This is a genomic window from Marinilactibacillus piezotolerans (assembly GCF_900169305.1).
Taxonomy (GTDB): domain Bacteria; phylum Bacillota; class Bacilli; order Lactobacillales; family Carnobacteriaceae_A; genus Marinilactibacillus; species Marinilactibacillus piezotolerans_A.
The window spans coordinates 1110094-1137060 of sequence record NZ_FWDP01000004.1 but is presented as its reverse complement, the minus strand read 5'-3'; the positions used below and the strand labels follow the sequence as shown (position 1 = coordinate 1137060).

The window sequence follows — 26967 nt, the reverse complement described above, 5'->3', positions numbered from 1 at the left end:
AATGGGTCACAACAAAGAAAATCCTATGAAACGAAAACTCAACTAAAAAATAATCAATTTCTAAGGTAAATGCACAATTATATTAGTAAAGGATGAATGAGGCTTGATTCTTTTGATAATTCCTTCCAGCTTCTTTAAATAATCACTGAATATGGTAAGATAGTTAAGTTACATTACTTATGCAAAATAACCTAAAAAGTAGTTTCTTAAATGAATGGCAGTAGATAACTAAACGAGCTTTAGAATCATGGAGGCAATATGAAGACGATTTTTGAAACACTGAAACAATTTTATGGATATGACACATTCAGACCGGGACAGCAGGAATTGATAGAAGCCATTCTGGAAGGGAAAGACGTTCTGGGTGTTATGCCAACAGGAGGCGGGAAGTCTCTCTGTTATCAGATTCCAGCAATCTTTTTAGAAGGAACCACGCTGGTCATTTCTCCCTTGATCTCTTTGATGAAAGATCAAGTCGACACCCTTCAGTCGATGGGGGTCAAAGCAGCCTACATTAACAGTCAGTTGTCTTTCTTTGAACAGCAGATGATTCTGGATGAGGCAGCAATGGGTGAGCTTGATTTATTGTATGTTTCTCCTGAACGATTGGACAATGATTTTTTCTTTAATGTCGTCCGACAAATGAAGGTCAATCTAGTTGCCGTGGATGAAGCACACTGTGTCTCACAATGGGGCCACGACTTTAGACCAAGTTATCAAATGATTCCGCAAATCATGGAAGCTTTTGAAAACAGACCGCCGTTTGCGGCTTTTACAGCAACGGCTACAGATATTGTTCAAGCAGACATGATCAATCAGCTGCATCTGGAAAATCCTTATCAATATGTTGCAAGCTTTGACCGTCCAAACCTATATTTTTCTGTCGTAAAGCCTACAAAAAAGAGAGACAAACTTATTTCGGTATTGGATAAAAACGAATCCAGTATCATTTACTGCAATACCCGAAAAAACGTTGAGAGTGTTTATACCTTTTTAAACAAAAAAGGATTTCCGGCAACCCTCTATCACGCTGGAATCAGTTCAGAAGAAAGAATGCAGAATCAAGAGCAGTTTTTATATGACCGCAAGCCGATTATTGTAGCGACGAATGCCTTTGGGATGGGGATTGACAAAAGCAACGTTCGAAAAGTTATCCACTATAATATGCCGCTGGATATGGAAAGCTACTATCAGGAAGCCGGACGTGCTGGACGAGATGGTGCACCGGCAGAAGCCGTTCTCTTTTATTCTGCTCAAGATATTATCACAAATACTTTGTTGATTGAACGTGGGAATTCTCCGCATGCGAAAAAGAACCTGAATACGATGATCACATATTGTAAAACCGGAAACTGCCTGCGTAAAACGATTCTGAATTATTTCAACCAGTCAGTTGAATGGAACGAGTGTGAAAACTGTTCGAACTGTACGGGCGAGTCCATCACGAAAGATATTACGGTAGACTGTCAAAAAATATTATCCAATATTCACAGAATGAGACAAGCTTACGGCACAGGGCTGGTTACAGATGTTCTGCGCGGAAAGAAAAATCAGCGCATCAAACAATTCGGATTTGACCAGTTGAGTACGTATGGGATTATGAAAGAGTATAAAGATACAGAAATTAAAGACATGATTTCGATTATGGTCAGCGAAGGTTACCTGAAACTGGGTGGAGATCAGTATCCCATCTTGCAGTTCACGGGGAAAACACCGGAGCTGTTAAAAGGGCAAGTCACATTGGCTATGAGACAGCAGCTCACACAAGAAACAGAACATAAAACTAAAACAGTAGAAAATATTGAAAATTATGATGAACACTTATTTGAAGAGCTTCGTGCCTTGAGAACAGAGATCGCTCAAAATATTGGAAAGCCGCCATTTGTAGTCTTTACCGATCGCAGTTTGATTGATATGGCCGCTAAATTTCCACAGACGGAAGAAGAGTTTTTAGCAATCAACGGCGTTGGAGAAGCGAAACTGACGACATATGGCGAGCAGTTTATTCCACTGATCCAAGACTATGTTGCCGAGCAGTCTATAGAAGTTGAAAACAAACGAAAAGAAAATGTTTCGTCAAAAGCAGTCACTAAGCCAGCGTTACAGTCTAAAAACGGCAGCCAAGATTCTGCTGAAGAGACGCTTCAGCTGTTCCAGGATGGACAGTCGGTTGAAGAAATTGCAGAACTTCGAGGATTTTCTTCGAATACAATTGTCAATCATTTGAGCAAAGCGATTGAAGAAGAAAAAACAATCGATTATACACGTCTGGTTTCTCCGGAATGTGAAATCGAGATTCGCTCCGCTATCACTGAAGTTGGAAAAGAATTTCTCAAGCCGATAAAAGAGGCGGTAACTGAAACGATCACTTACAATGAAATCAAATTTGTTTTAGCAAAACTGAAACTGGAAGAAAAGAAGCTTATTAAATAAAAAAGAAAATTACTAAATAAAGAAGAAATTTCCCCAATAAAATAGAGCCGCTGAAGAAATCGGTTATGATTTCTTCAGCGGCTCTTTAACTGTTTATTGAGCTATTCCTAATACGGATTGCGCTGCGTGCATACCAGCCACTCGGCCAGTAATAAAAGCGCCCGTAATATTATAGCCACCAGTGTAGCCATTATAATCCAGAATCTCTCCTGTAAAGTACAAGTTCTGCATTAGTTTGCTTTCCAGCGTTTTCGGATTTACTTCTTTTGTATTGACCCCACCGCCGGTTACAAAAGCTTTTTCAATCGGCAATGAACCATTTACAGTGAAACGGAAATCTTTGAAAAACTCAACAAGTGAATCGATTTGCGCGTGTGTCAGCTGTTTCAGCGGCAGACTTTCTGAAATATCCATTCTATCCAGTCCAAATAATAGATATCGCTCTGGCACCAAACTCTTCAGTGTGTTTTTCACACTTTTATCTCCGACGTCTTTCATCAGTTTAGCAATGTCTTGTTTCAACTCGCCAGCTGACTTGTCAGGCAATGCGTCGATCGTCATCGTGACTCGATCTGTTTTGTCGCGTTTCATGGTCTGATGTACAAACATAGAACAGCGCAGAACAGCCGGTCCTGAAATCCCAAAGTGGGTAAAGATCATATCCATCCGGTGGGAGATCGCGGCCTTGCCTTTTTTATTCAGCACACTCAGATTCGCATCTCTCAAAGCCAGTCCCTGCAATACACGGTCAACGATGAAAGGCTCATCAGACGTAACAGGTACTTCAGTAGGATATAGTGGTTTCAAGGTATGTCCGGCCTTTTTAGCCCACTGATAGCCGTCACCAGTAGATCCGGTTTTCGGCATTGCTCGACCACCAGTAGAAAGGATCACACTAGCAGCCAGTAAAGTCCGTCCATCTTGCAGACGAACGCCTTTTGTTTTTCCATCTTCATATAACACCGTATCAACGGGTGCTTTCAAAAAGACTTCAATGTGTTTCTCTTCCATAATTCGTTTTAAAGCTTCAACGATCGTTCTTGATTTATCAGTTGTCGGAAACATTCTTCCGTGATCTTCCTCTTTTAAGGCAATTCCGTTTGAACGGAAAAATTTCATAATATCGTAATTATCATATTGGTAAAAAGCACTATATAAAAAGCGTCCATTTCCAGGGATATGTGAAATGATTTCTTCTTTATCGCGATTATTTGTTACGTTACAGCGTCCGTTACCCGTTACTAAAAGCTTTCTGCCCAGCAACTTGTTTTTTTCCACAACAGCAACTTTTGCACCATGCTCTGCCGCTGAAATGGCCGCCATCATCCCGCTTGTCCCGCCGCCAACGACAAGTACATCGTAGTGGGTCATGTTCTTTCCTCATTTCTGCATTTTAAACTACCCGTTACTGTACCACAGAACATAACGATTATCTAGAAGATTCAAGAATTAGATGTGAACATTCTGAACCGGAAGATAACTGATGAAGAAGGAGGGTTCTATGAAAAAAATATGTATGAATATTAAATTGTTTTGTTTTTCACAAAATTATTTCTTTTTTTAAATATACTGCTAAAATTAATGAAGGAGAAATGCAGCAGAAGGGAATCGAATAGATGATACCTGTAAAACAGCCTGTGATTGATGGGGTTATGTGGAAAACCGTATCAGAAGCATGTAACCTCGCTTGTGATTATTGTTACTATAGTCGCTGTGAAGGGAAACCTGGCAAATTTGAGCGGATTGATGAAGTTGTGCTGGAGAAGTTTATAAAAGAATATATTAGTCTGAAAAGAGGCGTCGTTCCTTTTGCCTGGCAAGGCGGCGAACCATTGATGGCAGGGATTCGCTTTTTTCAAAAAGATCGTGGAGCTGCAGAAAAAGCATGAGACTTGGTTTTCAAGAGTCAGTAATGCTGTACAGACTAACGGAACCTTGATCAATAAGTATTGGGCGCAATTTTTCAGAGAATACGATTTTCTCGTTGGAGTTAGTCTAGATGGACCGAAAGAAATTCATGATAAGCGACGAATCCGCAACAACGGAAGAGGCAGTTATGATGCTGTAATGCGCGGTATTCAGCACTTGAAAAATGAAGAGGTCCCCTTTAATATACTGACTGTAATTCATGAAGACAATGTGCATAACGCCAAAGAATTGATGGATTTTTACAGAAAACAGGAATTTACATATTTGCAGTTTATTCCCTGCATGGATTTTCGTTCTCAAGAAGTGAATAAGGCGCCGCAGTACCATATTACACCGGAAGAATATGGTCAGTTTTTATGTGATGTATTCGATATCTGGTACAACGACGGCAACCCAAATATATCCATCCGCTTTTTTGAAAATATGTTGGCCGTTTATCTGCATCAGACTCCAGAACTATGCCAGCATAGAGAGTATTGTCCAACTACATTGGTCCTGGAACAAAATGGAGACGCTTTTCCCTGTGATTTTTATATTCATGAAGACTATAAAATCGGAAATGTCGGAACGGATTCACTGGAAGATATCTTAAATCATCCTATTTTGCAGAATTTCTCAAAGCTTAAACCATCAATACCGGAGAAATGTCAGACTTGTCCTTTTCTAAAATTGTGCAACGGCGGCTGCCCGAGAAACAGAGATCGGAAAAATCCTCAAGAAACAGAATATTTCTGCGAAGCTTACAAAATGATTTATCAATATGTTGATAAAAGAATGCAGATGATAGCTAATCGGATTAAGAAAGAGCAGCTGCTGCATTACTTGAATAGCGGATACCCCAAACCAGAAAGAAATCAGCGCTGTTTATGCGGCAGCGGCAAGAAATTCAAAAAATGCTGCCAGCAGCTGCTTTGAAAAATGATTGTTTTTTTCAGTATAAACTTCAATTGTAAAAATCGGATAAAAACTTTACATAAAAGCGCTTGTATGTAATGGATTACACCCTTTACAATCTAGATATAGATAAAGAGGGCTTTCAAAAGCTCAACTACTTAAGGAGGAACAAGTACATGGGATTTAGAAAAGATTTTCTTTGGGGCGGCGCTACAGCGGCAAACCAATTAGAAGGCGGATATGATCAAGATGGACGCGGATTAGCAAACGTTGATGTGGTGCCTGTGGGAGAAGACCGCGGACCGATTATTACCGGACAAGTCAAACATTTTGAGTTCGACGATGAACATTTTTATCCAGCAAAAGAAGCCATCGATCACTATAACCGATTCAAAGAAGATATTGCGTTATTCGGAGAAATGGGCTTCAAGACCTACCGTTTATCGATCGCTTGGACACGTATTTTCCCTAAAGGAGACGAAGAAGAGCCGAATGAAGCAGGTTTGAAATTCTACGAAGACTTATTCAAAGAATGCCATAAATATGGAATTGAACCATTAGTAACGATTACTCACTTTGATTGCCCGATGCACTTGATCAAAGAATACGGCGGATGGCGCAATCGTAAAGTCGTTGGATTCTACGAAAACTTATGCCGTGTAATCTTTAACCGTTACAAAGGCTTAGTAAAATACTGGTTAACATTCAACGAAATCAACATGATTCTGCACGCACCATTCATGGGCGCTGGAATTGCTTTTGATGAAGGAGAAAACCAAAAACAAGCCAAATATCAAGCAGCTCACCACGAGCTGGTTGCAAGTGCGATAGCTACTAAAATCGCGCACGAAGTAGATCCTGAAAACCAAGTCGGATGTATGCTGGCAGCCGGTAAATATTATCCAAATACACCTCATCCAAGAGACGTATTTGCAGCACAACAAGAAGATCACGAAAACTATTTCTTCATCGACGTACAATCACGCGGAGAGTATCCGGCGTATGCATTGAAAGAACTAGAACGTGACGGAATCGAGATTCCATTTGAAGAAGGCGATAAAGAACTGTTGAAAGAACATACAGTAGACTTTATCTCATTCTCTTACTATTCTTCTCGTGTTGCTTCAGGAGATCCGAAAGTAAATGAAAAAACAGCCGGAAATATTTTTGCTTCGATTAAAAACCCATACTTGGAAGCCAGTGAGTGGGGATGGCAAATTGATCCGCTTGGACTTCGTATCACAATGAACGACGTTTACGATCGTTATCAAAAACCACTGTTTATTGTAGAAAACGGACTAGGTGCTATTGATACACCGGACGAAAATGGATATGTAGAAGATGATTACCGTATCGATTACATGGCTCAACACATTCAAGCGATGAAAGATGCTGTGGAACTAGATGGAATTGACTTGATGGGCTACACATCTTGGGGATGTATCGATCTTGTCAGTGCCGGAACGGGTGAAATGAAAAAACGCTACGGCTTCATTTACGTTGACCGCGATAATGCTGGTAACGGAACATTGAAACGTACGAAGAAAAAATCATTTGACTGGTACAAAAAAGTCATCGCAACAAATGGGGAAGATGTCAGCAACGACTAATCACCATTTTTAACAGATTAAGCAGATGAATAGAAGAGAGTGTTGGCTAATGCAGCTGACACTCTCTTTTTGGTCATAGCAGCAACTCGTTAAAAGAATGCCTATTGTTTAAATCTATCGAGTTCTTTAAAATATAGAGTACAAAGAAAAGCTAAATCAGTTGGGGGAAAATCATCAGAAGGTTTTCATTATAACTTGGGTCGTTTACCAGCTAGAAAGTTAATTGGGGGAATTAAGGTGAAGGAATCATTAAAGTGGGTAGAAGAAAAGACAATCAAGCAGCTGCAGGCAGCACTGGAATCGGGAGAAGTCACTTCCAGACAATTGGTGCTGGCTTATCTTGAACGCATTGCAGTCATTGATTCATCGGGTCCAGCGTTGAACAGCATTTTAGAAGTGAACCCAGATGCTTTAGCTATAGCAGACAGCATGGATGCAGCTAGGAAAAACGGAGAGTACCTTGGAGACTTACAGGGTATTCCAGTAGTGATCAAAGATAATATTGATACTCAAGATAGAATGCATACTTCAGCAGGTTCGCTGCTGTTGAAAGATCATGTCGCAAAAGAAGATGCTTTTATCGTTAAACAATTGCGAAAAGCCGGTGCGATTATTTTAGCCAAGACAAACTTGACAGAGTGGGCCAATTTTATTGCTGAGGCCATGCCGACTGGATATAGTTCACGCGGCGGACAGACATTGAATCCTTATGGAAAAGAGTTTATGGTAGGCGGATCAAGTGCCGGAAGCGGTGCTGCTGTTGCGTCAAATTTAGCAGCGGCAGGGATCGGAACAGAAACTTCCGGGTCGATCCTAAGCCCAGCGAGTCAAAATGCGTTAGTCGGACTGAAGCCGACGGTTGGATCAGTGAGTCGGACTGGAATTATTCCGATCTCCATCACACAGGATACAGCGGGGCCAATGACCAGAACAGTTGAAGACGCAGCCGTTTTATTCAATGTGTTGAATGGTGTAGATGAAAAAGATCCTATAACGAAAACCAATCCTTTCAGAGGAACCGACTTTACGGATTATCTTAAAAAAGACGGATTAAAAGGCAAAAGAATCGGTGTTGCTCGTCAGCCTTTCTTTCAGTATATAGGAGAGGAACAGAGAAAAGTGATCGATGCAGCAATCGAAGAAGTCAAAGCAGCCGGTGCGATTGTAGTAGAAGATGTTAAAATTCCATCAGCTGACAGTAACTGGGATATCAATGTCATGCTTTACGAATTCAAGTCTGCGATCGAGACGTATTTGAAAACAGTAGATGCATCTTTGCACTTGAATACGCTAAATGATATGATTCAAGGAAACCGCCGATTGGGACAGAGAGCTTTAAAATATGGACAAGCTTTGTTTTACCAGGCGGAAAGTACGAGTGGACGTCTGATTGAACCTGATTATTTAAACAGTTACATTCATGATCAGAAACAGTCTCGTGAAAATGGAATGGATGCTGCTTTAAAAAAATACCAGTTAGATGTCATTCTTACGCCGAATAATGTGGGCGCAATGATCCCTGCCAAGGCCGGATATCCATCGATAACCGTACCAGCAGGCTGTACACTTGCAGGAGAACCAGTCGGTGTAACGTTTACTGCCGGACAGTATTCAGAACCCCTATTACTAGAATGTGCCTATGCCTACGAACAAAGTACGTTGCACCGTAAGAAACCAGTATTGATAAAAAGGATGGTAACAATGGCTAAACATAAAATCTATACAATGAGTTTTGGAAGTGTTTATCCGCATTATGTTACTAAAGCTGAGAAAAAGGGTCGCACAAAAGCAGAAGTAGATGAGATTATCGGCTGGCTGACAGGGTACTCACAGTCCGAACTTGATACAGTAGTAGAAAATGGAACAGATTTTGAAACCTTTTTTGAGCAGGCTCCAAAAATGAATCCCAACCGGGCGCAAGTAAAAGGGGTTATCTGCGGTGTGAGGATTGAAGAAATCGAAGAGCCGACGATGAAAGAAATCCGCTATCTCGATAAGCTGATCGATGAACTGGCGAAAGGTAAAAAAATGGAGAAGATTTTGCGTAATGCAGAAGTTTAATGATTAAGCGGGGAGAAATAGTATGAACTTTAGACACGCTGCTAATGAAGAAGTCGGCTATATAGAAAATGAATTGGAAAAATTTAACAAACAATATTGTGTAATATAAGTATCTAGTAAATCGTCTGGATGACTTAAAATGGTTCAGTTTTATAAGACGTTGATTAGAAATTAGTGACGGCTATAAAATTGAACTGTTTTCTATATAACTGAATGAGGCTTGATATATTAGGAACTGTTTCTGTTAGAGCAGATCTACTTTTTTAAGCCTATCTTCAACAGTTAAACAATTCCTTATTTTTAATGGAAAATATGTAAAATAAGTGACAGTATTTAAAAAAAATGATAGATTAAGCGTTTTAATGAAAATTAAACTTTGATTTTCAGTTTAATCATGATATGCTATTCTAGAATGTGTTTTGTGAAATTAATCTAGGAGGACTTTTTGAAATGACAAACGGTAAAACCAAAGTTAGTACAGCTTCACTAAAAGTTTTAGAAGGATGGGGAATTGATACAATTTACGGAATCCCTTCAGGAACTTTAGCTCCTCTAATGGAAGCTTTAGGTGAACAAGAAGAAACAAACATTAACTTTCTACAAGTAAAACATGAAGAAGTTGGCGCAATGGCAGCTGTAATGCAACGTAAATTTGGCGGAAACATTGCTGTTTGTGTTGGATCAGGCGGACCTGGTGCTTCTCACTTAATCAATGGGCTTTATGATGCAGCAATGGATAATACTCCAGTATTAGCTATTCTAGGATCTCGCCCTCAAAAAGAATTGAACATGGACGCGTTCCAAGAATTGAACCAAAATCCAATGTTCGCAAGTATTGCAGTATACAACCGTCGTGTGGCTTATGCTGAACAATTACCAAAAATGATGGACGATGCAATCCGTACAGCGCTATCTAAACGTGGAGTAGCTGTAATCGAAGTACCTGGTGATTTCGGTTACCACGAAATTGATGAAGATGCATTCTACTCTTCAGGTCACAGCTACCGTGATTATGTATCTCCAGCGCTTAACGAAGCGGATGTTGACGCTGCTGTTGAAATCTTGAACAACTCTAAACGTCCTGCGATTTATGCGGGTGTTGGAACTATGGGACATGGTCCAGCAGTTCAAGAATTATCTCGTAAACTTAAAGCACCAGTCATTACAACTGGTAAAAACTTTGAAACATTCGAATATGACTTTGAAGCATTAACTGGTTCAACATACCGTGTTGGTTGGAAGCCAGCTAATGAAACAGTTAAAGAAGCAGATACAATTCTATTCGTTGGATCAAACTTCCCGTTTGCTGAAATTGAAGGTACATTCTCAAATACTGAAAACTTCATCCAAATTGATAACAACCCAGCTATGCTTGGCAAACGTCACAATGCTGATGTTGCGATTCTTGGAGATGCAGGCGAAGCTGTTCATTCATTACTTGAAAAAGTAACAGAAGTTCCAGAATCAGCTTGGTGGAACGCTAACTTGAAAAATATTCAAAACTGGCGTGACTACATGACTAAGTTGGAAACAAAAGAAAGCGGCGCGCTGCAACTTTATCAAGTATACAATGCGATCAACAAATACGCTGATGAAGATGCGATTTACTCAATCGATGTTGGTAACTCTACTCAAACATCTATCCGTCACTTACACATGACACCTAAAAACATGTGGAGAACTTCTCCATTGTTTGCGACAATGGGTATTGGACTTCCAGGCGGTATTGGTGCTAAGAACGTATATCCAGATCGCCAAGTCTTTAACATCATGGGTGATGGTGCGTTCTCAATGAACTACCAAGATATCGTTACTAACGTACGTTACAACATGCCTGTTATCAACATTGTATTCAGCAACACTGAATATGCATTCATCAAGAACAAATATGAAGATACAAACACAAATACTTTCGGTACTGACTTTACTGACGTGGACTACGCAAAAATTGGGGAAGCTCAAGGTGCAGTTGGTTTCACAGTAAGCCGTATTGAAGATATCGACCAAGTAATGGCTGATGCTGTTAAAGCTTATAAAGAAGGCAAAACAGTCGTAGTAGATGCTAAAATTACTAAAGATCGTCCAATTCCAGTTGAAACACTTTATTTAGACCCTGCATTATACAGTGCAGAAAAAATCCAAGCTTACAAAGAGAAATATGAAGCTGAAGAATTAGTACCATTTAGTGAATTCTTAAAAGCTGAAGGACTTGAGTCTAAAGTAGCTAAGTAATAAGCTGACTTATTTTCTAGTGTATCTTACAGTTTAATATTAGAAGACTGAACCATCAGTCTTTGAAAGTCTTAAAATTTATAGAAACCCTGAAAGGATTGTACTTTTACATTCCTTTCAGGGTTTCTTTTTTGATTCAATGTCTTCTTCACATTATGCTTTCTTTTCCTATTGATTTTAGTTAAGGATACTTCTACTATCTAACTACTAAACTGGGACTAAAAGATATTCAAAAGAATCCATTTTATGATGCAGTAAAGGAGCAAGAATGTCAGAAAAATCATCGCTATGTGATCAGTGCTAGACAACCATAAAAATACTAGGCAAGATGTCATGAGGCATCTTGTTTTTTTTGTGCGCCCGGCACGGGCGGCAACCTGATGGTGAAAGTCTCCTGCAAGCTTGGCAGTATAAATAGTTAGTGAATGACAAAGGTGCCCACCGCGAGGCTTAATCTGAAGTCGAATACAAACACTCGTACTGACAGGAACCACTTATTCTATCAACTGGAGGAACAAAAGAAGCCGAGTAGCAAAAATAAAAGACTCATTCTATCCACTGGAGTAAAATAAGAGGGCGGGTAGCAAAAATAAGAGGCTTATTTTATCAACTGGAGCGGTATAAGAGAACGAGTAGCGAAAATAAGAGAGTTATTCTATCAACTGAAGTAGAAAAGGAAGCCGAGTAGCGAAAATAAGAGAGTTATTCCACCAACTGAGGGAGAAAAGGAAGTCGAGTAGCGAAAATAAGAGAGTTATTCTACCAACTGAGTGAGAAAAGGGATTCGAGTAGCGAAAATAAGAGGCAGATTCTACCAACTGGAGCAGAAGAAGTGGTCAAGTGCCAAGAATTAAAGGTATTGTTCTTACTTTGGGAGATCTGCAGGAGACGCTGAAGGGCAACTGTCTCGTAAGGGAAGACGTTGACAGAAGATAGATCGCAAACATGAATAACTTTTTGGTGGAAGCAGAGAGTAGATACACAAAGAGCGGAGTAAATTGTCCAAGAAGACTACGCGATGAAAAAGTTTTCATTTTTGAATGTCAATGAACAAACCGCCGTCTTCGAGTCCGAATGTATACTGATGTGTAAGGACGGGGAGAGAGCTCCTTTTTCCTACTCGATTGCCTTTTCATAAGCAGCCGCAGTCTTTGAACTGCTATAATAAGAGAGAGGTAGAAAAGCGGATATTTGCTTGCAGCCAATTTTAAACTTTGGAGGTACTTTACATGCAAAAGACATTCGACCATCACCTGAACATGATTAAATGGATCGGAATCATCACAATGCTGGTTGATCACATTGGTTATTTCCTGTTTCCGCAGCTGCTTTGGCTGCGAATAATTGGGCGAGTAGCATTTCCCTGTTTTTTATATGGCATTATTAAAGGAACAGAACGGACTAGAAACTATCAGAAGTATATTATTCGGCTGGTACTTTTGGGCATTATCTCAATGCCGATTACCCCTAACACGTTAAATGTGGTTTTCCTGTTGGCAGTGTTTTCATTATCCTTAAGATATCAAAAATACTTTTTAATATTTTTATTATTGAGCATTCCATTGGAGTATTCAGTTTATGGTTTTTTGTTCGGTTGGGCGATTTATTGGATGATAGAGCGGAATCGGGAGATAGGTGTACTTGGAACATTGCTGGTTCAATTCGTAATGGGACTCTCTATCCAGACCTTCTCCGCAGCAGCTGTTCCTTTATTCCTGACTAAATGGACGATCAAGCTGCCTAGATTACCGCGATACTTTTTTTATTGGTTTTACCCAGTGCATCAAGCTGTACTGATTCTGCTGGTGATGTAAATGATTAGAGAAGGAGAGGATAGAATGGCAAATATTCTAGTAGTCGGCAGTATTTCTACAGATCTTGTCGTCAATGCCGATAGAAAGCCTGAAATAGGTGAAACAATTGAAGGAAAAGAATTTCAGACATTTTTTGGTGGAAAAGGAGCGAATCAGGCAGTGGCATGTGCCAGACTTGGAGCTCAAACAGCAATGGCTGGAGCTGTCGGCGAAGATGAATTTGGAATTCGACTGCTGGAAAACTTGACCTATAATCAAGTATCCATTGATCAAGTTGTCAGAATAAAAGAGCACGCTTCTGGAACTGCACTTATTACAGTGGTAGAAGGCGACAACTCAATCATTTATGTAGCAGGTGCAAATCGTCAATTTACTCCAGAAAAACTATTTCAAACCGAAGAGCAGTTAGAACGATTAAAAGCCAGTGATATCGTGCTGGTGCAAAATGAAACGCCGGTTAAAACGATTGAAAAACTGATTCTAACATGTCAAGAATATCATGTACCAGTCCTTTACAATCCAGCACCAGCAAGGTTGATCAGCGAGGAGTGGATTGAAAAAGTAGCGTTTCTGACACCAAACGAAACAGAATTTAAAGTATTATTTCCAGATAAAACGATGGAAGAAATGTTGTTTAAGTATCCTAGTAAACTAATCATCACATTAGGTGAAGATGGAGCGGTATTCTGCAATGGAGAAAAAATTATCAGCATACCGGCTTTTCCAGTAGAGCGTATTGTAGACACAACTGGAGCCGGGGACACATTTAATGGAGCATTTGCAGTAGCTTACGCTGAAGGGAAAACGATAGAGGAAAGTGTTCGATATGCTAATAAAGCAGCGTCCCTGTCTATCCAGCGTTCCGAAGCACAAAACGGCATGTCGACTTTAGAAAACCTAAAAGCATTTTTCAAATAGAGAACAGATACTCAAAATCCTGCAGTTGGCTGAGTAACCGTTTTTTAACAAGAGCAGGCTTGTATGGATTCTTTTAAAGCGTGACAAATGAAAAAAAGTACAAGCGAAAAAATCGACATTTTCTCCAAAAAAATGTACACTGGGAAAACAAATTATTAAACACTCTTAATACAATTGTATTGTAATCGATTTCTGGAAGGGATAAAAAAATGAACTTATTACATCTAATCAACTCTCTGGAGATTGAATCAATCCGTTATCCCGAGCAAAAAGTCGATATGAATGAACTGAATATCGAAAAAATTGCTTACCATTCAAAAGAAGTTATCCCTGAGACATTATTTGTCTGCATTAAAGGCCAGCAAGCAGACGGTCATCAGTTTGCAAAGAAGGCTGTCGAACAAGGCGCAGTTGCAGTTATTGTAGAAGAATATGTTGAATTGCTGGACGTGTTGCAAATCAGAGTGAATAACACTCGTGAAGCATTGGCAAGTGTCAGCAGTCATTTCTACGATCAACCTTCTAAAGATATGCGAATCTTCGGTGTTACTGCTACTAACGGCAAAACGACGATTACATACATGACCGATGAAATATTCAGCGCGTATGGGTTAAAAAAAGGCCTGATCGGAACGATTCAAGTCAAGATCAATGATGAGGCAGAGATGAGCTTTCTGACAACACCAGAATCTTATGAACTGCAGAAGTACTTTGCTAAAATGCGTGATAAAGAAGTAACGCATGTTTCTATGGAAGTCTCTTCCTCAGCGTTAGAATTGAAACGAGTGCATGAGACAGCTTTCGATATAGTGGCTTTTATGAATATCAGCCCTGAGCACATTCAACTGCATGAATCTTTTGAAGCATATTTTAATGCTAAAGCTTCCTTGATTCGAGAAGCATCGCCGAGCAGTTCCGCTTTAATTAATCTGGATGAACCTTTACTGATTCCATTAGCAGAACAGACAGAAGCACAAGTTGTTACTTTCGGCGTGGAAAACGATACTGGGACGGTTACTGTATCAGATATCGACTTGTCGACAGGCAAACCTGCTTTTACGATGAATATTGTCCAGTCTATTCGAACATTGGATGGAAAGTTTATTGAACCGGACAGTTACCGGATAGAACTGGCTGTACCGGGATTCCACTCTATTTATAATGCTGTCACAGCTGTTTTAACTGGATTGATCAATGATATTCCATTTGAGGTCGTAAAACAAGGCATTGAAAATTTTAAAGGTGTAGAAAGACGATTCCAGATTCTTTATGATAATGAATTCAAAGTTATTGATGACTTGCTGCTGAACAAAAATAATATTGATTCATGCATGGAAGCTTTGGGACATCTAAAGTATAATGACTTGCATCTTGTCCACGCGATCAGAGGCAGTAACGGTCCAGCCTTAAGCAGAGAAATCTCTGAAACCCTTGTCGATTGGTTCCGTAAAGTCAACATGAACAAAATCATTTTGACGACAAGCCAATCTAATGTCATGAAAAAGGATGCAGTGACAGAGGAAGAGCTGAACGCTTTCTTAGAAGTCATGGGAAAAGCTGGAATAGAAGTTGATTTCTTTGAAGAGTTGGAGGATGCATTAAGGTTAGGTGTAGATAGAATTCAAGAAGACGATCTTTTACTCATCTCAGGCGCGCACTCAATGGATACTGGCGCAAATCGAACACTGGAACTCATTATGGAAAAATATCCGTATGTGGATAAAGAGGCAATCTATACTGTTTTAAATAGTAAACTGATCGGAATGCCGCCAGTTCAAAGTAATTAAATGACAGCCTACTAAAAAACAAGCATGATCTCAGTGAACAACTGAGACCATGCTTGTTTTTATTCGTCATCTTTATTTTTATCGGCTGGAATGGATGTTCCGATGGCAGTTCCCAGTGCAATACCGATCGCCAGTCCAATCGCCAAATTATCAAATGCCAATCCCAACGATGTCCCTAATGCAACACCAATAGCGATTCCTACACCCACATTGGAACCTGAAGAAGTCTCTTTATCACCTTTAGTACGTTTTTTATCTTTGTCGTCTTTCAAAGGTATCCACTCCTTTATTTTTACTATAGCATAGAAATTGAGTAGCAGCATCCTTACATACACAAAAAAACAGTATTTCATCCGGAATGATACTATATATAAGTTGAACAAATTAAGGTTCATCACAAAAAAATATTAAGCGCTTTTTGAATGTTGTGATAAGTATAAGAGAATTAATGATTTTTAATGATAAACTTAGTTTAAAAGTAAAGAGCAGGAGGTGAACAGATGGAAGAACTTGCATTAGAAACTATTTCTAACATTGTTGTCAGAAAAGAGGTGACGATTCATTCGGTTGCTCGGTCATTAGGTATTTCGGAAAATAAAGTTATTGAAAACATAGATGCAGTGAATTCAAAAAATAAAGGTAATATTATTGACTATCAGAAAAATAAAATATACCTCTCTCAAGATCATCAAATGACTCACAATAAAAACGACAGACCCTTCTAATACATTTGAAATGGTATTGGAAAGTCCTGTCGTTCTCTGTTGTTTAGTTAACTATTTACAAAAGGCTATTCAGATCTCAATGCAATCGCCGCATCTTTCTTAGCTGCCATACGAGCTGGGATATGTCCACCCAGCATCGTCAAAACAGTGGAAACGACAATCAACAATAATGCATGAAGTGGATTCAATTGCGCCACGTTCTCTAGATCAGTTACTTGCAGCAAGATATAGTTTGCCGGGAAAGTCAGTAACCAGGCGATCAACACACCTAATGTACCAGAAGTAATTCCTAGAATGCAGGTTTCAGCATCGAATACACGGGTAATATCTTTTTTACGAGCGCCTAATGCTTTCAGCACACCGATCTCTTTGGTTCTTTCGATTACAGAAGTATATGTGATGATGCTGATCATGATCATACTAGTGACTAATGAAATGGCTGCGAAAGCAATCAGCACATAAGTGATCGCATCCATGAGTCCGCCAGTCAGACTCGTTACCGTACCAGCTAAATCTTGATAGATGATCTGTTCATCTTCAGGCAGATCTTCATTATAAGCATCCAGATAATCCAATACTGCTTCTTTATCCTCAAAATTGTTTGGGTAAATCATAATACTAGATGGGACACTTTCACCGCCAAGATAAGTCAGCAGTGTATCTTTCGTTGTCTCATCTACAGGTTCACCAGTCATTACATTCATATCGCTCTCTATTTGTGCTTGAACGATCTGTGAATCCTGATTCATTTCTATAATATCTGCAGTCAGTTCATTGCTGTAGGCAATTCCTGGAGCTAATAGATTCATGGTAGAGTCCTCTTTAACACGCAAAATACCGGAAACTGTAATGGTTTGGTTATCTTCATTATCGATTAGGGAAGCATAATCAGTGTTAGGGACAAATCCACCTGTAGGTAACTGAGTATAATAATCATTATTTCCAACGAGTTGGACCGTTGTGCCGACAATCTCACCAAAATTGATTTCTTCGCCATTTTCAACATCAAATCCAAGATTTTCCAAAGCATGGATATTAGTGGTATTTGTTTCATCTACAATTAGTACAACATCTGTTGGTTCACTTGGATATTGACCTTCTAATAACATATAGTTTTCTTCCAGAAAGTTTCCTTGGCTTTCGTCCAGCTGCGTAGGGAAAGTAGAAACACCGATTCCCGTTGAGGAAGAAAGGGCGCTAGTGATGGCAGAAGAATTATCACTTGAGTTGGTGTTTGAGAAAGATACAAGCTGAGCTTCGCCATCAACTTCTCGCAACAAGTTCATACCGATTGAACGAGTATACCCGATGTTATTGCTTAATTCAGGGTCAATATTCTCCACGTAATCAATAAAATCTTCGTTAATATCATTGATTCGCTGAGATTGTTCTTGATCGCTTTGCTCTGCAATGATTGTTTGCTGTTCGGGAAATTCTTCTTTTTCTTCTTCTTGTCTCGCTTCTATAGCTGCACTGCTGTCTGTGGTGACTCTGGAAATTGTGATCGGAAATTGAGACAATGTTTCCGACTGAGTCTGATCAATCTGGATCTGGAATCCGTTAGAAAGAGACAAGACAATCGCAATACCGATAATACCGATACTGGAAGCAAAAGAAGTCAAAATCGTACGGCCTTTTTTGGTACGAATATTATTGAAAGACAATTTCAATGCTGTCAAAAAAGTCATCTTTGTCTGTTTAAGATTGAATTGATCTGACTGTTCCTGAACAGTATAAGGATTTGAATCATTCAGAATTTTACCATCTTCAAAATTAATGATTCGGTCTGTGTATTCATGTGCCAGTTCAGGGTTATGGGTTACCATAATAACTAGTTTTTCATTAGATAATTCCTTGATGAGATCCATGATCTGAACACTGGTCTCTGTATCCAAAGCACCTGTCGGCTCGTCGCACAGTAAAATATCCGGATCATTGGCCAAAGCTCTGGCAATTGCCACACGCTGCATCTGTCCGCCGGATAGTTGAGAAGGCTTTTTATTCATGTGATCTTTAAGACCCACACGCGTCAGAGCATCCTCTGCTTTTCTGTGTTTTTCCTCTTTAGAAACACCGCTTAGGGTCATACCTAATTCTACATTGTCAATAATGCCTAAATGACTGATTAAATTATAGTTTTGGAATACGAATCCGATAGAGTTGTTTCGGTAAGCATCCCAGTCACGGTCCTTAAAGGTCTTCGTTGATTTGCCGTTAATAATCAAATCGCCGGAATCATAATTATCTAGTCCGCCGATGACGTTCAGCATTGTCGTTTTACCAGAACCGCTGGGACCGAGAATCGCAACAAATTCTTGTTCGCGGAAAGCGACTGAAATACCATCTAGTGCTTTAGTCGTTGTTTCACCGACTTTATAGTGTTTTTTGATATTTTTGATTTCTAACATGCTTGGTTCATTCCTTCGATGCAATTTTCTATTTTCAGAATGATTCAAGCATAACACTTGATTGTGAACTGAATATGAATTAGAAGGTTTTTTTGATAAAATAATAAAGAATAAGCTGAAAAAGGAGTCTTAGCATGCATCCAATATTGATTGTAGAAGATGATGAAAACCTAGCAGAATTATACAAGCAAGTTTTATTGAAAGCAGGATTTCAGGTCCATACAGCACAAAGCGGAACGGAAGCACTGGAACAGATGAAGCAGACTCAGCTGGATTTGATTATCACAGATGTCATGATGCCGGAAATGGACGGAAACGAATTTGTCTCTTTTTTGAGAAAGTTTGAAAACGATCTGCCGATTCTAATGATTACGGCAAAAGGGACATTGGAAGATAAGAAAATCGGATTTCGCAGCGGGATCGACGACTATATGGTTAAGCCAATCGATGTTCAGGAAATGGTCTTGCGAGTAGAAGCACTGTTGAGAAGATCTCGCGTGAACCGAGACAGAGCTGTAACGATCGGGCAGACTGTATTGAATCAGGATCAGCTGTTCGTTTCCTCAGAGACGGAAATGGTAGAATTGCCGAACAAAGAATTTCAGCTGTTGTACAAACTGCTGTCCAATATAGACAAAATATTTACACGTCACCAGTTGATGAATGATATCTGGGGATTTGAGTCAGATACGGATGAACGCACAGTCGATGTACATATCAAACGATTGCGCAGCCGATTCTCAAGAAATCGGGATTTTGAAATCATCACAGTCAGAGGACTCGGATACAAAGCGGTGGCAGCGAATGAAAAATAAGGTAACATCTCAGTTGTGGGTCTATTTGACAATTCTGATTTTCATCTTGCTCGTTGTCACAACCTTATCTTTCATCGCGATCGTCTACTTTCTGACAAGGTGGAATATTATTCATCCTGAAGAGACTGGAACAGCTCCTGTTTTATTGATTTTCGGAGTATATAGTATTACCATGAGTACGGCCGTTACAGCTTTTGTCGTCCGCAGAGTTTTAAGACCGATTGTACAGTTAAGAGAAAACATGGAAAAAGTAGCGGAAAGAGATTTTTCTATCCAGATGGATCAGCAGCAATCGATTAAAGAAGTACAAGAGTTATACACATCTTTTAATGCAATGGTAAGGGAGCTGAACAGTGTAGAATTATTGCGGAGCGAATTCACGTCGACCGTTTCTCATGAATTCAAAACACCGGTCGCAACAATTCAAGGCTACGTCCAGCTGCTGCAGCAAACAGATTTGACCCCTGAAGAAAGGCAAGCTTACTATCACCGAATTTTAAACGGTACGCAGCAGCTTGCAACGCTGTCCGATAATATTTTAAATCTGACAAAAATCAGCAACGAACAATTTTCTCTAAGCAGAAACATGTTCAGCCTGGACGAGCAGATTCGAGAAGTCATCCTGTTCCTGCAGCCGAAATGGGAAAAAGAACAGCTAGACTGGAACATAGATTTAGAGCCCTCTACTTTCAATGGGGATGAAGAACTGCTATATCAAGTCTGGCTTAATTTGATTGACAATGCCATCAAATATAACAAGCCTTACGGAAAGATCTCGGTCACCTTGAGACATCAGAATGATCGAGTAACAATTTCATTATCCGATACAGGCATTGGAATGAAAAAAGAAACCACGGAGAAATTATTTGAACGCTTTTATCAGGAAGACACCACCAGAAAAACCCAAGGAAATGGACTGGGTCTGGCACTCGTCAAGGAAATCATTGACTTGCATGAAGGAGAGATCCAAGTAGAAAGTACTTCAGGAAAAGGAACAGTAATTGGGATTGTGCTGCCTGCGGATAAAGTTTTTTAGGAATAAAGAAACGAAAAACTCCAAGAAGTTTGAACAGAGTTCATATCTTGGAGTCTTTTTTTTGACGAATAAATTGATTTTAGAACTTTTAGTTGTTTTGATAACCCTTTAGTTGTTTTGATAACGCTGAATAACGACAAAAAGAAATAACCGTCGCAAACTTAGCCAATTAACGGTTATTTCTTAACAAAATACTGCTATCGTCTTAAACGGTTCTGCATGAAGAGACATGTATCGAGCATATCCCCGCTTTCTAAGAAAATTTATCACAATAGAAATTTGGCGTGCACTTTTTAGAAAAAGATAGACAGTTAAGCATAATTTTTTATACTCAACAGCATGATAGAATACTAAAGTCTAGTAACCTAAATATTTTACATAAAGTTGATACTGCTGTTGAATATGATTCTTGCGTTATTTATTTTATTGTTTATAGGAGTTGCAGTTCGTTATAATACTAATTGAAAAACACAATAGCATACTCCTAAATGAATGCAATAAATCAAATGCCAAAATATTAAGGAATGCGTTACAATCGAAAGGGTGGAACAATCATGAAAAAAATCTACTTAGGGGCACCGCTATTCAGCGAAATGGAAGCGGCGTACAACAAAATGCTGGCAAAAGAAATTAGAGCAAACTTCGATGTAGAAGTGTACAATCCGGTAGAAAATGAAGCGATAAATGATAAGTCTGGCTACGCGGACAGTATCATGATTGCTGAAGGAGATAATGCTCATCTGGAAGAGTCGGATGTATTGGTTGCCTTGCTGGATGGACCGATTGTTGATCCGGGATTAGCGGCAGAAATCGGCTATTTCTATTCCATGGATAAGCCGATTATCGGCCTGTACACAGATTCCAGACAAGGTAGTTATGGGAATCAGCAAAAGTTGAATGCGATTGACGAAATAGCTGAGTCACAGTTTTCTTATGTCAATTTGTATATTGTCGGATTGATCAAAAAGCGCGGAAAGATTGTGAGAACTGAAGAGGCTTTGATTCAGACTTTAAAAGAAGTGTTAGGATAAATTATGGGGAATAGGGAGAGCTGCTTAAAAGCAGAATCGGCTTTTACCTATTTATCCTTTTACAAATTTCAATTTGTTGGCAAAATTTATTAAAGAAATGTAAGAGATAAAAGTTACTTGGAAACAGTACGAACATCAAACTTACCATTTGACCTTTTTTGACCTTTGGAGTACAATATCCTTAGCTTCACAATTTCAACTATGTTACACTGAATAAAAGTGAAATCAAGGAGGACATTATTTATGAATTTAGTACCTACAGTTATTGAACAATCACCACGCGGTGAACGCGCGTATGATATTTATTCTCGCTTACTCAAGGACCGCATCATTATGCTTGGCGGACCGATCGATGATCAAGTTGCCAACTCTGTTATTGCGCAGTTATTGTTCTTGGATGCCCAAGACCCTGAAAAAGATATCTATCTTTACATCAACTCTCCAGGTGGATCTGTAACTGCCGGTCTGGCAATCTACGACACAATGAACTTTATCAAATCTGACGTTCAAACAATTGCAATCGGACTTGCGGCTTCAATGGGAAGCTTCTTACTGGCTGCAGGAGAAAAAGGCAAACGTTTTGCATTGCCGAATGCAGAAGTCATGATTCACCAACCACTTGGCGGCGCTCAAGGACAAGCGACTGAGATCGAAATCGCTGCTCGTCATATCTTGAGAACTCGCGAAAGATTAAACAATATTTTAGTTGAACGTACTGGACAACCACTTGAAGTCATTGAACGTGATACTGATCGTGATAACTTCATGATGGCAGAAGAAGCAAAAGAATACGGTTTAGTTGACGAAATCATGGATAGTTCAGCTGACTTGAATAAATAACCAAGAAAATAATTTTGTTCTAAAAGACAGGGTGTGCTGTAAAACGGTACCCTGTCTTTTTTACATAATAAACGCAATTTCTATACTATGACTAATGTTGATGAAATTTGTTATTATTCTTATAGACAATTTAAACATCCGACGCCAACCGTCTGACTGGTCAAGAGAATTTGATAGGGTTATAATAAAAGAAGCGAATAGATTAAAGAAAGGATGAAATAATGGACACTTCAAATATCAACGCATCCAAAGTAACAACCAATGGCGGAATACATCTTGGTGAGAAAAGTGCACCCGTTAAAGTCATTGAGTTCATTAATCTAAACTGTCCATTCTGCAAACAGTGGTGGGAAGAATCTGCAGCTGTACTTGACCCTTATGTAGCAGATGGAAAAGTAGAAAGAATCGTCAAGCTGTTCGACAAGGAAAAACCCGGCTTGAGAAAAGGGAACGTCATTCATCATTTGTTAGACTATAATGATCCAGTAAAAACGAAGGAAGATATTGAATATTTCCTGGCTCAGCAACAGGAGTGGGGAAAATTAGATGAATCAGCGGTCGCTGAATACGCCATGACGAAACGCTCTCTCACTGATCAAAATAACAAAACAGAAGCTGGAAGAATTATCACAGAAGCAAGCGAAGCAAATGTCACGCTTGTGCCGTCTGTATTCATTGGAGAGTTTATTTTCGATGAGCACATTACAAATGAAGAGTTGACAGAAATGATTGAAACAAAATTAGTAAGAGGCAATTAATAAAATTGAATAGGGGCGATTTTCGTCCCGCTAATTTGTCTGTATGGGTTGAAATTTGCCCAGCTTGTTGGTACACTATGTATGCATTCAAGAAACATCAACAAGATCGCGAGTTCAACTCACTTTCTTTTATATAAGTAGTAAAGAAAGCGAAGGTTACGCCTGCAGCACAGACGTTAGCACTTTTTTCGCTGCAAACTTTTGCACTTTCGGTCGAGAAGGATTTCTCAATAGAATCTGTGCATGAGTAGTCGAGGAGAGGTTAAAGTATGCTGTCAGTTATCGAAAAAGTAGCACCCGATACATTTCAAACACTGAAGAGACGCTATCATATACTGAAACAGATTCAGAAAATGGGGCCGATCGGAAGAAGGACACTTGCTGCCAGACTGGGATACACAGAACGAGTCTTGAGGAGTGAAGTGGACATCCTGAAACAACAAGGATTAGTCAAAACTTCTTCTATAGGGATGGAATGTACGTCTTCTGGTGTAGAAATTTATCGTCAGCTCGAACGAATCATGGGGCAGCACGTCAGATCGAAAGAGTTAGAAACTCGTCTGGCCAATGCACTGAAGATCAGTCATTGTATTATTGTCCCCGGAGACGCGGATGAAGATGAACAAATCGCACAGGACATGGGACTTGCTGCTGTTAAAGCATTGGATTTTCTTTTGCCGGCAGGTAAAAGCGTAGTTGCCGTCATGGGCGGAACGACTATGGGTGAAGTTGCAGATGCAATGGATGAAGGATTCGGTGCGCACAGAAAACTGTTATTTGTACCTGCTCGTGGAGGTTTAGGAGAATCAGTTGATATCCAAGCCAACATGATCGCAGAAAAAATGGCTCGAAAATCTGGCGGAAAAAGCCGGGCACTCTACGCACCTGAATATGTCAGATCTGATACGTATTCATTACTATCAGAAGAGCCGGAAATCAAAGAAACATTGCAATTAGTTGAAAATGCTTCGCTGATTTTGTACAGTATAGGCAGTGCTTTCGAAATGGCTGAAAGACGCGGTATGAACACTGAGACACTACAGTTGTTAAAAGAAAAAAACGCTGTTGCTGAAGCATTTGGCGAATTTGTCAACCCTGAAGGAGAGATCGTCTACAAGCTCTCTCGCATCGGTCTGCAATCAGGACAGATGGGTCGGATTCCAAATGTACTAGCGGTAGCCGGTGGTAAACACAAAGCAAAAGCAATCGAAGCATATGTAAAAACTGTCCCTCCGCACACATGGTTAGTGACGGATGAGGCAGCTGCTAATGAGATTTTAAATGGGGGAACCCTTTAAAGGAAACCTTTTAAAATAGAAACGAAAATCTAAGGAGGAAACAAGAATGTCAAAGAAAGTAGCAATTAACGGGTTTGGACGTATTGGACGTTTGGCTCTTCGTCGAATCTTAGAATCAGATACAAATTTAGAGGTCGTAGCAATCAACGATTTAACAGATAACAATGATTTAGCTTATCTGCTAAAGTATGATACTGCTCAAGGACGTTTCCCGCACGAAGTAGAAGTTAAAGAAAATGCAATCTATGTTGCAGGAAATGAAATCAAAGCTTTCGCAGAAAAAGATGCTAGTCAATTACCATGGGGTGACTTGGGAATTGATATTGTCTTAGAATGTACTGGTTTCTATACTTCACGCGATAAATCTCAAGCACATCTCGATGCTGGTGCAAAAAGAGTATTGATCTCAGCACCTGCTAAAGGCGATCTTAAAACAATCGTATTCGGCGTTAACCACGAATCAGTTCAGCCTGAAGACCAAATTGTTTCAGCTGCTTCATGTACAACAAACTGCTTGTCTCCAATGATCAACGTTTTGAATAAAGAATTCGGACTAGATCACGGATTGATGAGTACAGTACATGCTTATACTTCAACTCAGTCATTACAAGACTCACCAGGCGGACGTAAAAGTCGTGCCGGAGCACAAAATGCAATTCCTGCTTCAACTGGAGCGGCTAAAGCAGTAGGGAAAGTTATCCCAGAAGTTGACGGAAAAGTCGACGGAACAGCTGTCCGCATCCCAACAGTTACAGGATCAATGGTTGAATTATACTCTGTATTAAATAAAAAAGTTTCTGTTGATGACATCAACTCAGCAATGAAAGAGTACTCTTCAGATGCATACTTGTACAATGAAGATGAAATTGTTTCTTCTGATATCATCGGAATTCCTGCTGGATCAATCTTCGATGCAACTCAAACAAAAATCATCGAAGGCGAATCAGGCCAGTTAGTTAAAACTGTAGCTTGGTACGATAATGAATATGGCTTCACAGGAAACATGGTAAGAACGTTAGACTTTATGGCTAACCTATAAAAATCAACACCTAACTTAATGTATTTAAGACTTAATTGACTCGCTTCAGTTAAGATTTAAAATAAAAAAATTTTTCAATTTTCTAAGGAGGAAATTGTATTATGTCAGTAAAAGTAGCTATTAACGGATTTGGACGTATTGGACGTCTTGCATTCCGTCGTATTAACGATGTTGAAGGATTAGAAGTTGTTGCAGTAAACGACTTGACAGATCCAAATATGTTGGTTCACTTGCTTAAGTACGATACAACTCAAGGACGCTTCAATGGTGAAGTATCTGTCGGAGACGGCAAATTCACTGTAGACGGACGCGATGTTAAAGTATTGAGCGAACGTAACCCAGAAGATCTTCCATGGGGAGAACTAGGAGTAGATATCGTTCTTGAATGTACTGGATTCTTCACTACTCAAGAAAAAGCTGAATTACACTTGAAAGCTGGAGCTAAACGTGTAGTAGTTTCTGCACCTGCAACTGGCGACATCAAAACTGTAGTTTACAACACAAACCACGAAGTTTTAGATGGTTCTGAAACTGTAATCTCTGGTGCTTCTTGTACTACAAACTGCTTGGCTCCAATGGCTAAAGCATTAAACGATAAATTCGGTATCGAAGGTGGTCTAATGACTACAATTCACGCGTATACTGGAGACCAAATGACTCTTGATGGACCACACCCTAAAGGTGACTTCCGTCGTGCTCGTGCTGCAGCAGTAAACATCGTTCCTAACTCAACAGGTGCTGCTAAAGCGATTGGTGAAGTATTACCTGAACTTAAAGGTAAATTAGATGGAGCTGCTCAACGTGTACCAGTTCCTGCTGGATCATTAACTGAATTACAAGTTATTCTTTCTAAAGAAGTAACGGCTGAAGAAGTTAATGCAGCAATGAAAGAAGTTGCAAATGAGTCTTACGGTTACACTGAAGACCCAATCGTATCTTCTGATATCGTAGGTATGACTTACGGTTCATTATTCGATGCAACTCAAACAAAAGTTATTGATGCTGGAGACAAACAATTAGTTAAAACTGTTTCTTGGTATGATAACGAAATGTCATACACTGCTCAATTAGTTCGTACTCTTGAATACTTCGCTTCTTTATAAGAAGAAAAAATTCAAAGTATCTTAATTGATCAATAACCGAACAGAACAAGAATGAATAAGCGGGGGAGCTCTCACTCTATGCTGTGAACTAAAGTAAAGAACGCGTTTAACGATCAGAATCGTTTTAGCACGAACTCTTTGCGGTAGTTTGCCGTATGGAGTATCGCGCTTCCCTGCTTTTTTATTTGTGAACATAGCGTTCAGAATAAATCTCTTTTATTGACAGAATACTATTG

General features: G+C 39.5%; 21 protein-coding genes and 1 pseudogene. 19 read left to right on the top strand and 3 right to left on the bottom strand.

Features of this window, described 5'->3' with window-relative positions:
* The first annotated feature begins 258 nt into the window (after positions 1-258).
* The gene (gene recQ / locus B6F02_RS09170; RefSeq protein WP_080147049.1) at positions 259-2433 is read left to right on the top strand and encodes a DNA helicase RecQ; all 2175 of its coding nucleotides are present in this window, start codon (positions 259-261) and stop codon (positions 2431-2433) included.
* Between the two features lie 93 nt (positions 2434-2526).
* On the opposite strand, the gene B6F02_RS09165 is transcribed toward recQ, so the two are convergent.
* Complete coding sequence (locus B6F02_RS09165) at positions 2527-3804, bottom strand: NAD(P)/FAD-dependent oxidoreductase (RefSeq protein WP_080147048.1); 1278 nt, start codon at positions 3802-3804, stop codon at positions 2527-2529.
* 245 nt (positions 3805-4049) lie between these two features.
* Here B6F02_RS09165 and B6F02_RS11080 point away from each other — a divergent pair, with 245 nt between their 5' ends.
* The 9 genes and pseudogenes from B6F02_RS11080 to B6F02_RS09130 all read left to right on the top strand — a co-directional run bounded on the left by B6F02_RS11080 (position 4050) and on the right by B6F02_RS09130 (position 15678).
* Positions 4050-4322: a hypothetical protein gene (locus tag B6F02_RS11080; protein ID WP_218672179.1), complete on the top strand. Its 273-nt coding sequence runs from the start codon at positions 4050-4052 to the stop codon at positions 4320-4322.
* Entirely contained in the window at positions 4300-5277 is a 978-nt protein-coding gene (locus B6F02_RS09160; RefSeq protein ID WP_218672178.1) for a radical SAM/SPASM domain-containing protein, read from the top strand. The genes B6F02_RS11080 and B6F02_RS09160 overlap by 23 nt, the downstream gene beginning before the upstream one ends.
* A gap of 155 nt (positions 5278-5432) precedes the next feature.
* The gene (locus B6F02_RS09155) at positions 5433-6866 is read left to right on the top strand and encodes a 6-phospho-beta-glucosidase (protein WP_080147047.1); all 1434 of its coding nucleotides are present in this window, start codon (positions 5433-5435) and stop codon (positions 6864-6866) included.
* Between the two features lie 237 nt (positions 6867-7103).
* A pseudogene (locus B6F02_RS09150) lies at positions 7104-8534 on the top strand (amidase family protein); the annotation flags it as partial.
* Between the two features lie 33 nt (positions 8535-8567).
* A complete protein-coding gene (locus tag B6F02_RS11135; protein WP_256864699.1) occupies positions 8568-8927 on the top strand; it encodes a DUF2200 domain-containing protein in 360 nt (119 codons plus the stop codon).
* 450 nt (positions 8928-9377) lie between these two features.
* The gene (gene spxB / locus B6F02_RS09145) at positions 9378-11159 is read left to right on the top strand and encodes a pyruvate oxidase (protein WP_080147045.1); all 1782 of its coding nucleotides are present in this window, start codon (positions 9378-9380) and stop codon (positions 11157-11159) included.
* Between the two features lie 1229 nt (positions 11160-12388).
* Positions 12389-12973, top strand: a complete 585-nt coding sequence (locus B6F02_RS09140; RefSeq protein WP_080147044.1) for a TraX family protein — start codon at positions 12389-12391, stop codon at positions 12971-12973.
* A gap of 24 nt (positions 12974-12997) precedes the next feature.
* Positions 12998-13891 carry a ribokinase gene (gene rbsK / locus B6F02_RS09135; protein WP_080147043.1) on the top strand — a complete coding sequence of 298 codons (894 nt, stop codon included), beginning with the start codon at positions 12998-13000 and terminating at the stop codon, positions 13889-13891.
* 209 nt (positions 13892-14100) lie between these two features.
* The gene (locus B6F02_RS09130; protein ID WP_080147042.1) at positions 14101-15678 is read left to right on the top strand and encodes a Mur ligase family protein; all 1578 of its coding nucleotides are present in this window, start codon (positions 14101-14103) and stop codon (positions 15676-15678) included.
* A 59-nt stretch (positions 15679-15737) separates the two neighbouring features.
* Here B6F02_RS09130 and B6F02_RS09125 read toward each other — a convergent pair whose 3' ends face one another.
* Positions 15738-15950 (bottom strand): hypothetical protein, encoded by a 213-nt coding sequence (locus B6F02_RS09125; RefSeq protein WP_080147041.1) that lies wholly within the window; start codon positions 15948-15950, stop codon positions 15738-15740.
* A gap of 228 nt (positions 15951-16178) precedes the next feature.
* On the opposite strand from B6F02_RS09125, the gene B6F02_RS09120 reads away from it, so the two are divergent.
* Complete coding sequence (locus tag B6F02_RS09120; protein ID WP_080147040.1) at positions 16179-16403, top strand: hypothetical protein; 225 nt, start codon at positions 16179-16181, stop codon at positions 16401-16403.
* Between the two features lie 65 nt (positions 16404-16468).
* On the opposite strand, the gene B6F02_RS09115 is transcribed toward B6F02_RS09120, so the two are convergent.
* Positions 16469-18811 (bottom strand): ABC transporter ATP-binding protein/permease, encoded by a 2343-nt coding sequence (locus tag B6F02_RS09115; protein ID WP_080147039.1) that lies wholly within the window; start codon positions 18809-18811, stop codon positions 16469-16471.
* Positions 18812-18945: 134 nt separating this feature from the next.
* Between B6F02_RS09115 and B6F02_RS09110 the strand changes: the two genes are divergently transcribed.
* The 8 genes from B6F02_RS09110 to gap (B6F02_RS09075) all read left to right on the top strand — a co-directional run bounded on the left by B6F02_RS09110 (position 18946) and on the right by gap (B6F02_RS09075) (position 26731).
* Entirely contained in the window at positions 18946-19626 is a 681-nt protein-coding gene (locus B6F02_RS09110; protein ID WP_080147038.1) for a response regulator transcription factor, read from the top strand.
* Complete coding sequence (locus tag B6F02_RS09105; protein ID WP_080147037.1) at positions 19616-20662, top strand: HAMP domain-containing sensor histidine kinase; 1047 nt, start codon at positions 19616-19618, stop codon at positions 20660-20662. Before B6F02_RS09110 ends, B6F02_RS09105 begins: the two co-directional genes overlap by 11 nt.
* A gap of 554 nt (positions 20663-21216) precedes the next feature.
* Complete coding sequence (locus B6F02_RS09100) at positions 21217-21693, top strand: nucleoside 2-deoxyribosyltransferase (protein WP_080147036.1); 477 nt, start codon at positions 21217-21219, stop codon at positions 21691-21693.
* Between the two features lie 243 nt (positions 21694-21936).
* Complete coding sequence (clpP, locus tag B6F02_RS09095; RefSeq protein ID WP_080147035.1) at positions 21937-22533, top strand: ATP-dependent Clp endopeptidase proteolytic subunit ClpP; 597 nt, start codon at positions 21937-21939, stop codon at positions 22531-22533.
* Between the two features lie 221 nt (positions 22534-22754).
* A complete protein-coding gene (locus B6F02_RS09090) occupies positions 22755-23291 on the top strand; it encodes a thioredoxin domain-containing protein (RefSeq protein ID WP_080147034.1) in 537 nt (178 codons plus the stop codon).
* A gap of 269 nt (positions 23292-23560) precedes the next feature.
* Complete coding sequence (locus B6F02_RS09085; protein WP_080147033.1) at positions 23561-24589, top strand: sugar-binding transcriptional regulator; 1029 nt, start codon at positions 23561-23563, stop codon at positions 24587-24589.
* A gap of 46 nt (positions 24590-24635) precedes the next feature.
* Complete coding sequence (gene gap / locus B6F02_RS09080) at positions 24636-25628, top strand: type I glyceraldehyde-3-phosphate dehydrogenase (RefSeq protein WP_080147032.1); 993 nt, start codon at positions 24636-24638, stop codon at positions 25626-25628.
* Positions 25629-25729: 101 nt separating this feature from the next.
* Positions 25730-26731, top strand: coding sequence for a type I glyceraldehyde-3-phosphate dehydrogenase (gap, locus tag B6F02_RS09075; protein ID WP_080147031.1), 1002 nt, complete (start codon positions 25730-25732; stop codon positions 26729-26731).
* The last annotated feature ends 236 nt before the right edge of the window (positions 26732-26967 follow it).

Bases quoted from the DNA above. Each gene is read 5' to 3' on its own strand.
- clpP (WP_080147035.1), top strand. From the start codon at position 21,937: ATGAATTTAGTACCTACAGTTATTGAACAATCACCACGCGGTGAACGC.
- B6F02_RS09155 (WP_080147047.1), top strand. From the start codon at position 5,433: ATGGGATTTAGAAAAGATTTTCTTTGGGGCGGCGCTACAGCGGCAAAC.
- B6F02_RS09105 (WP_080147037.1), top strand. From the start codon at position 19,616: ATGAAAAATAAGGTAACATCTCAGTTGTGGGTCTATTTGACAATTCTG.
- B6F02_RS09110 (WP_080147038.1), top strand. From the start codon at position 18,946: ATGCATCCAATATTGATTGTAGAAGATGATGAAAACCTAGCAGAATTA.
- B6F02_RS09100 (WP_080147036.1), top strand. From the start codon at position 21,217: ATGAAAAAAATCTACTTAGGGGCACCGCTATTCAGCGAAATGGAAGCG.
- B6F02_RS09120 (WP_080147040.1), top strand. From the start codon at position 16,179: ATGGAAGAACTTGCATTAGAAACTATTTCTAACATTGTTGTCAGAAAA.
- B6F02_RS09090 (WP_080147034.1), top strand. From the start codon at position 22,755: ATGGACACTTCAAATATCAACGCATCCAAAGTAACAACCAATGGCGGA.
- gap (WP_080147031.1), top strand. From the start codon at position 25,730: ATGTCAGTAAAAGTAGCTATTAACGGATTTGGACGTATTGGACGTCTT.
- B6F02_RS11080 (WP_218672179.1), top strand. From the start codon at position 4,050: ATGATACCTGTAAAACAGCCTGTGATTGATGGGGTTATGTGGAAAACC.
- B6F02_RS09165 (WP_080147048.1), bottom strand. From the start codon at position 3,804: ATGACCCACTACGATGTACTTGTCGTTGGCGGCGGGACAAGCGGGATG.
- B6F02_RS09130 (WP_080147042.1), top strand. From the start codon at position 14,101: ATGAACTTATTACATCTAATCAACTCTCTGGAGATTGAATCAATCCGT.
- B6F02_RS09140 (WP_080147044.1), top strand. From the start codon at position 12,389: ATGCAAAAGACATTCGACCATCACCTGAACATGATTAAATGGATCGGA.
- gap (WP_080147032.1), top strand. From the start codon at position 24,636: ATGTCAAAGAAAGTAGCAATTAACGGGTTTGGACGTATTGGACGTTTG.
- spxB (WP_080147045.1), top strand. From the start codon at position 9,378: ATGACAAACGGTAAAACCAAAGTTAGTACAGCTTCACTAAAAGTTTTA.
- recQ (WP_080147049.1), top strand. From the start codon at position 259: ATGAAGACGATTTTTGAAACACTGAAACAATTTTATGGATATGACACA.
- B6F02_RS09115 (WP_080147039.1), bottom strand. From the start codon at position 18,811: ATGTTAGAAATCAAAAATATCAAAAAACACTATAAAGTCGGTGAAACA.
- B6F02_RS09085 (WP_080147033.1), top strand. From the start codon at position 23,561: ATGCTGTCAGTTATCGAAAAAGTAGCACCCGATACATTTCAAACACTG.
- B6F02_RS11135 (WP_256864699.1), top strand. From the start codon at position 8,568: ATGGCTAAACATAAAATCTATACAATGAGTTTTGGAAGTGTTTATCCG.
- rbsK (WP_080147043.1), top strand. From the start codon at position 12,998: ATGGCAAATATTCTAGTAGTCGGCAGTATTTCTACAGATCTTGTCGTC.